The sequence below is a fragment of the Superficieibacter sp. HKU1 genome (assembly GCF_029319185.1).
Classification (GTDB): Bacteria; Pseudomonadota; Gammaproteobacteria; order Enterobacterales; family Enterobacteriaceae; genus Superficieibacter.
In genome coordinates this window covers 2,927,600-2,940,899 of sequence record NZ_CP119754.1, presented here as the reverse complement: position 1 = coordinate 2,940,899, position 13,300 = coordinate 2,927,600, and the positions used below count along the sequence as shown (strand labels likewise).

At 57.0% G+C, this 13,300-nt stretch carries 11 protein-coding genes and 1 riboswitch; of the genes, 5 read left to right on the top strand and 6 right to left on the bottom strand.

Features of this window, described 5'->3' with window-relative positions; all coding sequences use genetic code 11:
• Window positions 1-22 precede the first annotated feature (22 nt).
• Together P0H77_RS14120 and P0H77_RS14115 are read right to left on the bottom strand one after the other, a co-directional pair.
• Window positions 23-1,366 carry an NCS2 family permease gene (locus P0H77_RS14120; RefSeq protein ID WP_276157489.1) on the bottom strand — a complete coding sequence of 448 codons (1,344 nt, stop codon included), beginning with the start codon at window positions 1,364-1,366 and terminating at the stop codon, window positions 23-25.
• A complete protein-coding gene (locus tag P0H77_RS14115; protein WP_276157488.1) occupies window positions 1,353-3,179 on the bottom strand; it encodes an adenine deaminase C-terminal domain-containing protein in 1,827 nt (608 codons plus the stop codon). Before P0H77_RS14115 ends, P0H77_RS14120 begins: the two co-directional genes overlap by 14 nt.
• Before the next feature lie 129 nt (window positions 3,180-3,308).
• Between P0H77_RS14115 and P0H77_RS14110 the strand changes: the two genes are divergently transcribed.
• Window positions 3,309-4,226, top strand: coding sequence for a LysR family transcriptional regulator (locus tag P0H77_RS14110; RefSeq protein ID WP_276157487.1), 918 nt, complete (start codon window positions 3,309-3,311; stop codon window positions 4,224-4,226).
• On the opposite strand, the gene P0H77_RS14105 is transcribed toward P0H77_RS14110, so the two are convergent.
• Window positions 4,227-6,650 carry a DUF3772 domain-containing protein gene (locus P0H77_RS14105; protein ID WP_276157486.1) on the bottom strand — a complete coding sequence of 808 codons (2,424 nt, stop codon included), beginning with the start codon at window positions 6,648-6,650 and terminating at the stop codon, window positions 4,227-4,229. It abuts the gene before it with no gap.
• Window positions 6,651-7,050: 400 nt separating this feature from the next.
• Between P0H77_RS14105 and P0H77_RS14100 the strand changes: the two genes are divergently transcribed.
• The 4 genes from P0H77_RS14100 (at window position 7,051) to P0H77_RS14085 (ending at window position 10,038) form a co-directional block, all read left to right on the top strand.
• Window positions 7,051-7,380, top strand: a complete 330-nt coding sequence (locus P0H77_RS14100; RefSeq protein WP_276157485.1) for a hypothetical protein — start codon at window positions 7,051-7,053, stop codon at window positions 7,378-7,380.
• A 150-nt stretch (window positions 7,381-7,530) separates the two neighbouring features.
• A riboswitch (TPP riboswitch) is annotated at window positions 7,531-7,627 on the top strand.
• Between the two features lie 36 nt (window positions 7,628-7,663).
• Window positions 7,664-8,452 (top strand): hydroxyethylthiazole kinase, encoded by a 789-nt coding sequence (gene thiM, locus P0H77_RS14095; protein WP_276157484.1) that lies wholly within the window; start codon window positions 7,664-7,666, stop codon window positions 8,450-8,452.
• Complete coding sequence (gene thiD / locus P0H77_RS14090) at window positions 8,449-9,249, top strand: bifunctional hydroxymethylpyrimidine kinase/phosphomethylpyrimidine kinase (protein ID WP_276157483.1); 801 nt, start codon at window positions 8,449-8,451, stop codon at window positions 9,247-9,249. Before thiM ends, thiD begins: the two co-directional genes overlap by 4 nt.
• 42 nt (window positions 9,250-9,291) lie before the next feature.
• The gene (locus tag P0H77_RS14085; RefSeq protein WP_276157482.1) at window positions 9,292-10,038 is read left to right on the top strand and encodes a GntR family transcriptional regulator; all 747 of its coding nucleotides are present in this window, start codon (window positions 9,292-9,294) and stop codon (window positions 10,036-10,038) included.
• Here the strand turns inward: P0H77_RS14085 and P0H77_RS14080 are convergent.
• Genes P0H77_RS14080 through P0H77_RS14070 form a run of 3 tightly spaced genes read right to left on the bottom strand, consistent with a single transcriptional unit; the run spans window position 10,012 to window position 13,258 of the window.
• A complete protein-coding gene (locus P0H77_RS14080; protein ID WP_276157481.1) occupies window positions 10,012-10,977 on the bottom strand; it encodes a PfkB family carbohydrate kinase in 966 nt (321 codons plus the stop codon). The genes P0H77_RS14085 and P0H77_RS14080 overlap by 27 nt on opposite strands.
• Window positions 10,974-11,978, bottom strand: coding sequence for an ADP-ribosylglycohydrolase family protein (locus P0H77_RS14075; RefSeq protein WP_276157480.1), 1,005 nt, complete (start codon window positions 11,976-11,978; stop codon window positions 10,974-10,976). Before P0H77_RS14075 ends, P0H77_RS14080 begins: the two co-directional genes overlap by 4 nt.
• The gene (locus tag P0H77_RS14070) at window positions 11,975-13,258 is read right to left on the bottom strand and encodes a nucleoside permease (RefSeq protein ID WP_276157479.1); all 1,284 of its coding nucleotides are present in this window, start codon (window positions 13,256-13,258) and stop codon (window positions 11,975-11,977) included. Before P0H77_RS14070 ends, P0H77_RS14075 begins: the two co-directional genes overlap by 4 nt.
• Between the last annotated feature and the right edge of the window lie 42 nt (window positions 13,259-13,300).

Sequence of the window (13,300 nt, the reverse complement as noted above, 5' to 3'; positions counted from 1 at the left end):
GAACTATGTCACCCGCGTGCTTTTAATGCCTGACCAGCGTGGCAAAATAATAAACCAGCGGGATCGCCATAATCCATAGACCCAGCGGAATTTCACGCCATTTACCGGCAATCGCTTTAATGACAATAAAAAACAGCAGTCCGCCAGCGATACCGGTACCGAAACTGTTAGCGATCAGGGTAATCATCACCATCATCAGTACCGGCAGGCCATCGGTAAAGTTCGCCAGGTCGACTTTGCGCAGGCCGCTGAACATATTCAGACCAATCAGGATCAGCGCGGGCGCGGTGGCTTCTTTAGGGATCATCAGCGCCAGCGGGGTAAAAAACAGCATCAGCAGGAACATCATCGCCGCGGCCAGTGCGGTCATCCCGGTTTTTCCCCCGGCTTCTGCGGCAGCGGAGGACTCAATCAGGGCGGTGGCGGCAGGGATCCCCGTCCACGGCCCCAGCGCGGCAACGATAGAATCGACGATAAACGGGCGATTGATTTGGGGCATATTTCCGTCTTTATCCAGCAATCCGGCCTCGCCACCAACGGCCAGGGTGGTTCCCATCGTCGAAAAAAATTCAGACGCGAAGAAAACAAACAGGAAAGGCAGAAAAACGACATTTAATGCGCCAAACAGATCGACCTGACCGAGTACCGGTGCCAGGGAGTGGGGCAGGGCAATGAAATGCTCAGGCAAACGCGTTACGTCCGCCGGAATGCCAATCAGCGTGGCGAAGAGAATAGCCCACAGGATCGCGCCCGGAATACGCCGCGCCTGAAGGGCGATAGCCACAAATAACCCGCATAGCGCGACCAGCGCGCCGGGAGAGAGAAAGTCGCCCAGCATCAGCGCGTTACTTTTTGCGTTAGCCAGCACCAGACCGGCATTGCGAAACCCCAGTACCGCGACAAACAGCCCGATGGAGGCCGTCAGCCCCAGCTTTATCGATTGCGGAACCGAGCGCGTTACGATTTCACGCAGGCCAAGACAGGTAAGCAGGAAAAATAAAATGCCGGACCAGCAGGCGATGCCGAGCCCGATTTGCCAGCCAACCCCTTCACTTCCCGCCAGCGTTACGCCCACCAGCACCGATCCGCCGATACCCGGACCTACAATAAACGGCAGGTTGCCGTAAAACGCCATCAGCAGAGTACCGGCAACAAAAACCAGAATAGTGCCGGTGGTCGCCGCGCCTTTATCTATGCCACCCGCGGCCAGTAAGCCGGGGATCACAACCAGCAAATAGGCGGCGGCCAGAAAACCCGTTATCCCGGCCAGGCACTCTGTTTTTACCGTACTTTGACGTGAGTACAGGGCAAAACGTCGTTCCAGCCAGTTCCCCGATACCGGCGTATTGACGCTATTTTCGGCCATTATGTGTTCTCCTTTGGCGATACTCAGATGGCGTTTCTTCGGGAAGCTCCCGGCATGAAATCAGCGGGTCGACAATTTGCCGCGTCAGCCCGTCGGTTAACCCCAGATCGGTAAGATGCGGTCCGGCATTACAGGCCAGACAGGTGCCTTCAATCGCTTTAAAGACACGATACGGTGGCTCCCACTCAGCGATATCCTCACTGCGCTGGCGAAGATCGCTAAACCGCGCGGCCAGTTCTTCCGCCGGCAGATCGGAAAGGATGCCCGCAATCGGCATCGCCACATGAGCAATAATGTTACCGTGCTGTGCCAGCGCCATACCGCCGCCACTGGCAATAAGCTGCCCGGCCGCGCGCGCCATCTCTGCCGGATCGCGTCCCAGCACCACCAGATTATGCGAGTCGTGGGAATAGCTGGTGGCAATTGCGCCGTCCAGTTCGCCCCATCCTTCCAGCAGTGCCATCTGCGGTTTGGCCTCGTGGCGACCGTGACGATGACGCACCCAGATAAGGCTAAACCCGTCGGGGATCACCACTTTTCCATGGCGAATTTGCACATCCACCTCGCCCCACTGCGTAAAACGCGCGCCGCGAATGTGACGCAGCCGCGCCTCGCCGTGCTGAATAGCCGCGAGTCGCAGTACAAAATCCTCCTCCACCGCGGGAGGAAGCTGCATGGTATTCTGCGGCGGCAGGCTTTCCGCCATCGGTACAATCGCGTTTAGCATCCTGCCGTCACGGGCAATCAGATTGCCTGCAACATATACCTGGCGAGCCGTCAGCGTCTCCAGGGAATCAAAAACCACCAGATCGGCACGCCGACCCGCCGCAATCAGGCCCAAATCGTGACGCTGCAGACGGAGGGCGGCATTAAACGTCGCAAAACGCAGCGCCTCGGTGGCGGGCAGACCGTGGGCAATCAGGGTATTGAGCAGAGCAATAATGCCGCCTTTTTCCAGCAGCACATCCGGTGGCACATCATCGGTACAGACGGTGATTTGTGAAGACAGATGCGGAAGGGTCATCAATGCTGTAACAATACCGGGCAGCAGATAGGGATGCGAACCGCGAATCTGCAATGACAAACCCGCGCGCAGTTTTTCCAGCGCATCGTCGGCGGAAACCAGCTCATGATCGGAGGTCACGCCCGCGGTGAGATACGCCTGCAAATCGGCACCGCTCAACCCTCTGGCATGGCCTTCAATCAGCTTACCACTGCGTTGTCCGGCGGCGAGGATCGCCTGCATACGCTCGCTACCGTGCAGCACGCCGTGCATATCCATCACCTCCGCCACCCCACGGACTTCCGGCCAGCTCAGCAATGAAGCTATCTCTTCCCCCGCAAAGTCCGCGCCGGACATCTCAAGACCGGGCGTTGATGGCACGCTGGAGGGGGCGGCGATCATCACATGCAGGGGGAGATCCCGGCTGGCCTCGACGGCATATTTTACGCCGTCGATACCGAGCACATTGGCCAGTTCATGGGGATCCCAGAATACCGCCGTGGTTCCCTGTGCCAGCACGATTTGCGCGTAGCGTGCCGGAGTAAGATGTGAGCTCTCAAGATGGACATGGGTATCAATCAGGCCCGGTGAGAGGAAGCTCCCGGCGAGCGAATGGATTTCTTTCGCCGCCTTATGCTGCCCGCGTGGATGAACACTGGCAATCCATTCCCCGCTGATCCCGACGTCGGCCTCGCGGATCTCACCCGTCACCATATCGACGATGTGTGCATCGGTCAGCAGAAGATCGAAAGGAATTTCGCCTCTGGCGGCCTGCACAGCCCGACGGCGGGTATCATCTGTCGCACTCATAAAAACAGTATCCGATCAAAAAAGTTGCCCTACTGTAGGGGGACGGCAAACGTTTGCCTATCTGAATAATTTTATGATGCGATAAGAAAGAGTTATTCTGAGGCGAACGGACAACCTCTGAAGACAACAATGATGGAACCCTGGCGGCGGTTACCCGCGCTTTCTTTGAAACAGCTACAGTATTTTGTCACGTTGGCACAGCTACGGCATTTTACCGATACCGCCAGCCGCCTTGCCATCAGCCAGCCTGCGCTGAGCAGTGCGCTGCGGCAAATTGAAATCGTGCTGGGCGGCAAACTGGTGAACCGTACCGCGTCTTCGGTCTCTTTGACAGAGCTGGGCGTGGCGATTTTACCGCACGCTCAGCGCGTGCTGAGCGTGGCGCAGCGGGCGTTTGAGGATATGCAGCAAATTGTCGACGCTGGCGGTGACGGCACCTTGCGCATCGGTCTGGTTCCCTCCGTGAGCTCGCTTCTGTTCCCCTCGGTACCTGAAAAACTGGCCCAGGCTTTCCCTCGCGTAAAGCTTGAGTTCCACGATCATACCAACGACTCGCTGGTGGCAGAGATCCGCGACGGTGGGATTGATTTCGGCATTGGCGCGCTGGATAGCGCCGTTCCCGCAGAGCTTCAGACCTTTCCGCTACGGGAAGATGCGTTTATCGCGCTGATTCACTGTGACGATCCGCTGGCGGATTCCGCGCATCTGCCGTGGAAACAGCTTGTATCCCGGGATATTGCCGTCTTTTCCCGAGGCAACGTCCCGCGTCTGGTGTCGGCGCTGGTGGAAAGCCAGCGCCTGACCTTACGGCTACGCTATCAGGTTGACTATATTGAGACGCTTTACGGGCTGGTGCGCTCCCGACTGGCGGTGGCGATTCTGCCGCAGCTCTATACCACTCATTTATGCGATCCGCAGCTGAAAGTCGTGCAGCTCCAGCAACCGGCACTGGCCCGCACGGTAGCCCTGATGCGCAGCCCGCAGCCGCTGGCACCGCAGCCAGAAGCCTGTTTTCAGCTTCTGTTGAGCATACTGCGCGGGCAATAATTACTCTTCGGTCGCAGGCCGCGGCGTGGGTTGTTCCAGGATCATGGTCTGGGTCTGGCTCAGGCTGATCCCCTCATCGCGCAGCATTTTCAAAATTTCGTACAGCAGATCGCTGCGGGTGGCGCTCACCATACGCGGGCTATTCACATAACCCGTCACGCTTAACACGATCCCGGTCGGACCCAGTTCTTTAAAGCTCACCGATGGCGAGGGGGTTTCCAGCACTGACTCATGCAGGTTGTAGGCTTCCAGCAGTAAATCGCGCACCTTCTGTGGATCGATATCCAGCGGGAAGGTAAGGGTGATGGTGGCGACGCCCTGCGCGTTACCCATCGTGGCGTTACGTACGTTCTGTGAAATGAGCTGGGAATTGGGCACAATAACCGTCGACTTATCGCCGAGCTGGATTTCCGTGGCACGCACGTTAATACGTCGAATATCGCCTTCCACTCCGCTGATACTGACCAGATCGCCCACTTTAACTGGCCGTTCCGTTAACAGGATCAGCCCGGAGATAAAGTTCTTCACAATTTCCTGGAGACCAAAACCGATCCCTACCGACAGGGCGCTGACAATCCACGCCAGCTTGTTCCACTCAATGCCGAGCATCGAGAGCGTCAGCATAATAATCAGCACGTAGCCTACGTTGGTGAACAGGGTCACCAGCGACGCGCGCATACCCCGATCCATCATGGTTTTGGGCAGGAAATCGTTGTCCAGCCAGCGGCGCGACGAGCGCAACACGTACCAGCCAATCACCAGGCACAGTACGGCATTAACCGCATGGGCCGGGATAATTTTCATTTCCTCCGGCCCTTTACCGCCCCAGATATCGGCAATTTTACTCAGCAACTCCAGCGGCGTGGTGGTGCCAAAGGTGCCATTGAGCAGGGCGACCGCAGCCATCAGCAGCAGGCTACTTTTGCCGAGGGCCGAGAACAGGGTGGAAGCCAGAGAGAGATGGCGATCGTTCAGGCTAAGCGTGCTTTTGAGAATTTTGCCGCTGTGCGTCGAGGGGGAAAATACGCTTTCGCACAGATCCACCACAAAATGAATCAGCAGATATAGCGAGCTGACCACCAGGCCAATCCACAGCAGTTCAAAAGTGACAAAACGCGCCAGCGGAATATAGCCGATCAGCAGCGCCATCAGGATCACAAAGGCGGTAAGGCTTATCAGCAAATGAATCAGGCCCGCCAGAGTTGAGCGTGCCTCGGTTTGCTCCCCTTCGGCACGCATGGTCCGCCGCATCCGGTTAACCCGTATTGGTGCGATCAGACAGTTAATCGCCACCAGCAGCGCCGACAGCCCGTTACCGAACAGCGTAGCGTCAATGCTGGCCCCGATCAGACCGTTGAGCTGTTCGACAATGCCAAAAATGAAGATAAAGGTGGCCAGCAGAACAGGGAATGAGGCCAGCGTTTTGGCGAGCGGATCGGCAATGCCCGGCAACCGCCAGGAGGGGTGACGATTTGACAGCAGGGCGATCCCCAGTCCGGCGATAACCGCCGAGAAGTAGGTCAGACCAATTAGCAGCTCGGCAAACTCAGTCACGGGCTGGGTGGTATCCGGCAGGCGGGTAAAGATATAACACAGCAACTGCATGCTGATCCCAAGCGTCAGCGTGGTACTTAAGGTCGTAAATAAGGCGAGGAAACTGCGGCGAAAGCGGCCCTGTGGCAGCCAGCGCGGCAGGATCCAGTTAATCGGTCTGTCCAGCACGCGGCGGCCAGCAAGGCCAATTGCCAGCGCCAGTAGCAGTAAAAAGCCGCTGCCGATGCGCCATTCATCGTCCCATGCCTGACTCCACGCGCTAGCCACCTGCGCACCGAACTCATCAAACCGCGCGGCGTCCTTTTCACTCGGGCTGATGAGCGGCGTCCAGAATTTTGCGCCAAGAATACTGCCGGTATTAAGGGCAATCTGCGTTTTCAGCGCATCGCGGCGCATTCCGGAAATTTGCGCCGAAAGATTTTGCGCGCCTACGCCTATCGCCTTGGTTTGCTCGATCTGGGTGGTGAGCTGCGTTTTATTGTTATTCAGTTTATTACGCTGGCTAATCACCTGTGGCGTTTCCGTCAGGGTACCGGGCGCCGGGGCCGGGCCTAATACGTCTAACTGTCCCTGGATCTGCGCCAGTTGCGGCGCCAGCGCGACGGCCAGTTTCTCGGCATCGGCAGCCAGTTTTTGCGCATCGTCATTCAGAGTGGTGAACTGCTTATCCGCTTTTGCCGTTGCTACCCGCTGTTTAAGCGAATCCAGCCGTTTTTGTAGCGCGGGCAGCGCCGTACTGACGTTCACTTTCACCGGCTGCGGCTGCTCAACGTCATTTTGACCCGTCGCCTCATCGGCCCAGGAAAAACACGGCATCATCAGACAGGACAACAGCGCCAGCAGCAGCGGCACGCGAAATAGTTTTTGCATAGAAGGATTGTTCCACGAAATCGAAAGTAACAGGGCTTAAGCGCCTCTTGTAGAATACCTGTTATTCACGATATGAATAGTACCGTTTGTCCGACTTCTGCGTCACCGACTGAGAAGCTGCCGGTTCCGGCAGGTTTTTTTTTAGTCAAACAGGCGTGCGCGCGCTCCTTAAAGCTAAAATAATTAGCGTAAATTCAGGTGTGGCATGAATGAATTAAATGTTAATTATTATTAAAACATATAATGATATTACGATATTGACATTAATCAATGAAACATATTATTAACATTGAGTTCAGATTTGAGATGTGAGAATTTTAATGCAACCCAATTTTTTACATTTTAAAGCGAATTATCACCCAATCAGTTATTACTGGCGTTCGTATTGGGAGGAGAATATATGAATAATACATTGATGATGGTTAAGCTCCGCGAGCTAATGGTTATCTTTATACATCGGCGCTCAATACCGGAAAAAGCGGCGGATGCGTTGCGTTATTGTCAGGAATGTATTCCTGCAAATAATGTGGCCATTGGTATTTACGGCGAATACCATGACATTATTGAGCAACTGCAATTTTTAGCGAACGAAGAAAATCATACCGCACCGGATGATTTATTATCGTATGGCGGAGAAGTGATGATAAGTATTCTTATGCTGTATGAAAGGCTGGGAGCCACAATTGCCATTGAAGATTATGTGCAGCAGTCCAATCGTCTCAAATATTAATAAAACCAGGACGCTGGCAGCGGTTGCCAGCGTCTCATGTCTCTGGCCTGAAAAGCACAGGCGCACCGCTTTTACCGTTTACAAGCTTTTCCGCTGGCATTATTATCCCGGTCTGGGATTAATGACCATCATTAATCGCACGTTTTGAATTTTGATGACTCGGGGTGCCCTTCCTGGTGAAGGCTGAGAAATACCCGTACCACCTGATCTGGATAATGCCAGCGTAGGGAAGTCTGACTCCTGTAAAGAAGTCCCTTCTTCACCGTCTGGCAGGAGCATAATTATGCAACCTGACCTGCACAGCCGCACGGCTACCGCCCACGCGCTACACCACGTTCGAACCCGTTCTCCGCTGGTTCATTGTATGACCAATGATGTTGTTCAAACCTTTACCGCAAATGTCCTGCTGGCGCTCGGTGCATCGCCGGCAATGGTCGTTGATGCGCAGGAAGCCGCGCAGTTTGCGGCCATCGCTGACGCGCTGTTAATTAACGTCGGCACGCTGACCGGGGAACGTGCGCAGGCGATGCGAGCGGCGGTCGTCAGCGCCAGTGCGGCGCAAAAACCCTGGACGCTCGACCCGGTAGCCGTGGGCGCACTCACATTACGTAGCCGCTTTTGCCGGGAGCTTATCGCGCTGCGGCCTGCTGCGATACGCGGTAATGCCTCGGAGATCCTCGCCCTGGCAGGCATGAGCGCAGGCGGGCGCGGTGTTGACACCACCGACACTGCTGGCGCCGCGCTACCAGCCGCGCGCACGCTTGCCAGAGAAGCCTCGACCATTGTGGCCGTCACCGGGGAAGTGGATTACGTCACCGACGGCAGCCGCACGCTGGCCATCGCCGGGGGCGATGCGCTCATGACCCGCGTGGTGGGCACCGGCTGCGCGCTTTCAGCGGTGGTGGCCGCCAGTTGCGCATTACCCGGTGACAGGCTGGAAAACGTGGCTTCTGCCTGCGCGCTCATTAAACAGGCCGGGTTGACCGCCGCGCAGCAAAGCGCCGGTGCCGGCAGTTTTATCCCGGCCTTTCTCGACGCCCTGTGGACGCTGGACGCGGAGGTGCAGGTATGAAACGGATCAACGCACTGACCATCGCTGGCACCGATCCGAGCGGCGGCGCGGGGATTCAGGCGGATCTGAAAACCTTCTCCGCCCTTGGCGCATACGGCTGCACGGTAATTACCGCCCTGGTGGCGCAAAATACCTGCGGCGTGCAGTCGGTTTATCGCATTGAGCCGGAGTTTGTTGCCGCACAGCTTGATTCAGTTTTTAGCGATGTCCGCATTGATACCACTAAAATAGGTATGCTGGCTGACGCGGATATCGTCGAGGCGGTGGCCGAGCGGCTGCAACGTTATCAGGTGCAGAGCGTAGTGCTGGATACGGTGATGCTGGCGAAAAGCGGCGATCCGCTACTGTCTGCCGCCGCTGTCGACACCCTGCGCAGGCGCTTATTGCCGCACGTTTCTGTCATCACTCCAAACCTGCCGGAAGCCGCCGCGCTGCTTGATGCCCCTCATGCCCGTAACGAACGTGAAATGCTGGAGCAGGGGCGCGCGTTGCTGGCTATGGGCTGCGGCGCGGTGCTGATGAAGGGCGGTCATCTGGCCGATGCCGACAGCCCGGACTGGCTGTTTACCCGCGACGGCGAGCAGCGCTTCAACGCGCCGCGCATTATGACCAAAAATACCCACGGTACGGGGTGCACGCTCTCGGCGGCGCTGGCCGCGCTGCGCCCGCGTCACAGCAACTGGGCGGATACGGTGAAGGACGCTAAGGAATGGCTCTCCGCCGCGCTGGCGCAGGCCGACTCGCTGGAGGTCGGGAAAGGTATTGGTCCGGTACATCATTTTCACGCGTGGTGGTAAAAGGAGTATACTTCCACCAGACCCGAAGCCTGGAAAAGATAAATGGAACAAGCGCATACCCGGCTTATTGCCCAGCTTAATGAGCGCATCGCCGCTGCCGATCACACGCCGCTGTACCTGAAGTTCGCAGAAACAGTCAAAAATGCGGTACGTAGCGGTGCGCTTGAACACGGTAATATTTTGCCCGGCGAGCGGGATCTCAGTCAGCTCACCGGGGTCTCGCGGATCACCGTGCGTAAAGCGATGCAGACGCTGGAGGAAGAGGGCGTGGTGACGCGCGCCCGCGGCTACGGGACGCAAATCAATAATATCTTCGAGTATTCACTGAAAGAGGCGCGGGGCTTTTCTCAGCAGGTGGTGTTGCGCGGTAAGAAGCCGGATACGCTGTGGGTCAACAAGCGGATCGTCAAATGTCCGGAAGAGGTCGCGCAACAGCTGGCGATTGCCGCGCAAAGCGATGTTTTTCTGCTTAAGCGTATTCGCTATGTTGATGAAGAGGCGGTCTCTATTGAAGAGTCCTGGGTGCCCGTGCAGCTGATCCACGATGTTGATGCCATCGGCGTGTCGCTGTATGACTACTTTCGCAGCCAGCACATTTTTCCGCAGCGCACCCGCTCGCGGGTCAGTGCCCGGATGCCGGACGCGGAGTTTCAGTCGCACATTCAGATGGAAAGCAAAGTGCCGGTGCTGGTGATAAAGCAGGTAGCGCTCGATCAACAACAACGGCCCATTGAGTACAGCATCAGCTACTGCCGCAGCGATCTATACGTTTTTGTCTGCGAGGAGTAATTGCTCACGGGTGGGGGCGCAGTCGCCGCCCCGGTGCCCGACGACCCATGCCGCCACTGCATTGCCGAGCATGACGGCATCCGCCAGCGACCAGCCGCTCGCCAGTCCGGCCAGCGTTCCGCCCGCATGACTGTCTCCCGCACCGATGGTATCGACAACCACCGTCGGAAACGCGGCGACGTTTCCCTGACCTTCATGACTGAAATACCACGCGCCTTCTTTATCGTGACGCACGATCAGCGGCGCGTTAAATTTCTCCAGCCAGGCTGCGCCAAACGCCGCCGTCTCGCGGCTGAAGTGAAAAGCGTCTGCCGCGATTTCCGCCTCCTGTCGATTCACCGACACCAGCGGCTTGCAGGCCATGATCCGTGCCATCAGCGGGGCGGGAATATCGGCGATGCGCGGCCCAAAATCGATAAACGGCGTGACCTCCTGTAATCCCTCCAGCCAGCTTACCAGCAGCTCACCGCAGGAGGAGGCCAGCTGGTAGCCGGACAGCGACACCAGGCTACCGGGTTCAACATCTAGTTTTTCCAGCCACCCGGCGTTCCAGGCGTTTTCCACGCCGCTGAACGACATAAAGGTGCGTTCGCCGTCCGGCTCGACCAGGGCCAGACACCAGCCATTATCGCCGCTGGCATTGTCAATCAGGCTCGTCAGGCCTTCCTTCGCCAGATTATTGCGCACGATCTCCGCCCACACGCCCTGGCCGAGCGGCAGCGCGTTGTTGGCCGCAACGCCAAGTCGTTTCAGCGCCACGGCAATATTTAGCGCGCAGCCGCCGATATTGACGCTTTGCTGTTTCAGTTCGATATCACAGCCGCGCCAGGGCAGGGCGTAAGCATCGGCGATGACGTCGATCACCGCTGCGCCGACCACCGTGACCGGACGGCGCGCGTTCAGGGTCGGCAGTTTCTCCCGCAGTAATCCGGCATTCATGCTTCCTCCCGCTGCTGGCGGTAGCGCGTCAGCGCTGTCGCATAGCGCCCGAAATCGAGTTGATTTACCGCGTCCAGCTCCTGTTTCAGCGCCGGATCTATCGCCTGCACGCCGTGTAGCGCCCCGCAAATCGCGGTGGCCATCGCGCCGATGGTGTCGGTATCGCCACCGAGATTGGCACAAAGAATGGCACAACGATTAGGATCGGTCTGCGCCAGGTCGACCATCGCAATGGCGCAGGAAACGGATTCAAGCGTGCTGGTGCCTGCACCGACCTGCTGATACAGCGCTTCGCTGGCGGATTCAGGGCCATCGGCCTCGCGGACGATTTTCAGTGCCAGCTCCAGACGCGCGGACAGCGAAGCGCTAAAGGTGGTAATGCGTTTTTCCTGCGCGTGGCGGGCAATCGCGGGAAGGGAATCGACAATGCTGTGCCACGCCTCGCCGTCGATGGCCCGGGAAATCGCCCATGCCACCACCACGGCACCGGCAATCGCCAGATCCGATTTGTGTGTCGGGCTGGAAGCCAGCGCCACCGCATCAATAAAGGTATCCAGATCGCGCGCCGGAAGCAGGCAGCCCAGCGGCGAAACGCGCATCGCGGCCCCGTTGGTAACGCCGTTATTTTCCAGTTCCGCCACCGGCTTGCCGTCGCGAATGGCGTTTAAGGCAATCTTTGAGGTAGGGCCGAGAACGTTTTTATTAAAGGCGTCAAAACGCAGCGCCCAGTCGAGGATGTTTCGGCCAATCAGGTCCGGGTCGATCTGGCCTTCACGCGCCAGGAGCGCATCCGCAAGACAGAGCGCCATTGACGTATCGTCGGTGAACTCCGCCCGGTTAAAATAACAGGCAGCATTGTTTTCCGCCGGACCGGGTAAAAAGCGGTTGATCCAGCCAAAATGAGCTTTCACTCGCGAGCGCGGCCACAGCTCTGATGGCATGCCCATCGCATCCCCTAATGCCTGCCCGTAAAGAGCACCGAGAATACGTTCATATTTCATTTAGATTCCCCTTGTGTAAGCGCAATATCTCGCTCATCGGTGTTCACCTTTATGGCGGTGATTTCTTTATCCGATTCACGGAACAACCACATAAACAGCACGGCGATGATGGCGATCATAATGCCACCAAACGCCCACATTCCGGCCCAGTTAAAGGTCAGTCCATTCACCGGCCGCGAATAAGCAAACATTTTTTCCATCATTACGCCGCCGAGCCGGTAGCCCAGCAGGCTGCCAAAGCCCTGACAGCACAGGGTGATTAGCCCCTGCGCGGCAGTACGCATATGTACCGGCGCCTTTTTATCGACATAGATATAGGCGGTGACGTAATAAAAATCGTAGCTCACGCCGTGCAGCAGAATGCCGAGGAACAGTAGCCCGTAGGTGAAATACTGATCGGCACCGCCGTAAACAAAGAACCCGTAGCGGATCGCCGCGGTCACCAGACCAAGCAAGAGTACCTTTTTAATACCAAAGCGTTTGGTAAAGAACGGCAGCGCCAGCATAAAGAAGATTTCAGAGAACTGGCCGAGCGTCATCCAGCCGGTCGCATTCTTCATGCCGACTTCGGTGAGGTAGCCGTTGGCAAAAATGTAATAGAAGGCCAGCGGCATAGCGAACAGGAATGAGCAGACAAAGAATACGAGGAAGTTTCTGTCGCGCAGCAGGATCAGCGCGTCCAGCCCCAGCATCACGCGCAGGCTGAGTTTTCCGGTACTTTTCGGCGGTGTATTCGGCAGGAAAAACGCAAAAACGCCCAGCAGCGCTGAACTGGCGGCGGTGATTAACAGCGGAATATTGGTTGGCGAAATATCGCTGTAGCCCATCATCTGCGGCAGGAATCCACAGACCAGACCGGAGGCGATCCAGCCGATAGTGCCCATCACCCGGATGCGTGGGAAATCACCTTCAACGTCCGCCACGTTAGCAAAAGCGATGCTGTTGGTCAGCGCAATGGTCGGCATATAGGTCAGCGAGTAGGCCAGCAGCAGCGGGAAGAAACCGGCGAAGGTGGTTTGCTGCGCGGCAAAGTAAATCAGCACCGCTCCGGCAAACATCAGCACCGCCAGCACTTTTTGTGCCGGGAAGAAACGATCGGTAAGCGAACCGACCAGGATTGGCGACAGGATAGCGGCAATTGCGGTACAGGCGTACGACCAGCCAATTTCCCCGGCGCTGAAGCCGCTTTTACTCAGCCAAAGCCACAGTGGAACGAACCATGCGCCCCAGATAAACCACTCAATGAACATCATGAACGACAGCTTAACTGTAGTTTTCATCTTTAAATCCTTCATGACAGGTAAGGTACGTAATGAAGATAC

Coding starts and splice junctions, on each gene's coding strand:
- P0H77_RS14120 (WP_276157489.1), bottom strand. CDS start 1,366: ATGGCCGAAAATAGCGTCAATACGCCGGTATCGGGGAACTGGCTGGAA.
- P0H77_RS14115 (WP_276157488.1), bottom strand. CDS start 3,179: ATGAGTGCGACAGATGATACCCGCCGTCGGGCTGTGCAGGCCGCCAGA.
- P0H77_RS14110 (WP_276157487.1), top strand. CDS start 3,309: ATGATGGAACCCTGGCGGCGGTTACCCGCGCTTTCTTTGAAACAGCTA.
- P0H77_RS14105 (WP_276157486.1), bottom strand. CDS start 6,650: ATGCAAAAACTATTTCGCGTGCCGCTGCTGCTGGCGCTGTTGTCCTGT.
- P0H77_RS14100 (WP_276157485.1), top strand. CDS start 7,051: ATGAATAATACATTGATGATGGTTAAGCTCCGCGAGCTAATGGTTATC.
- thiM (WP_276157484.1), top strand. CDS start 7,664: ATGCAACCTGACCTGCACAGCCGCACGGCTACCGCCCACGCGCTACAC.
- thiD (WP_276157483.1), top strand. CDS start 8,449: ATGAAACGGATCAACGCACTGACCATCGCTGGCACCGATCCGAGCGGC.
- P0H77_RS14085 (WP_276157482.1), top strand. CDS start 9,292: ATGGAACAAGCGCATACCCGGCTTATTGCCCAGCTTAATGAGCGCATC.
- P0H77_RS14080 (WP_276157481.1), bottom strand. CDS start 10,977: ATGAATGCCGGATTACTGCGGGAGAAACTGCCGACCCTGAACGCGCGC.
- P0H77_RS14075 (WP_276157480.1), bottom strand. CDS start 11,978: ATGAAATATGAACGTATTCTCGGTGCTCTTTACGGGCAGGCATTAGGG.
- P0H77_RS14070 (WP_276157479.1), bottom strand. CDS start 13,258: ATGAAAACTACAGTTAAGCTGTCGTTCATGATGTTCATTGAGTGGTTT.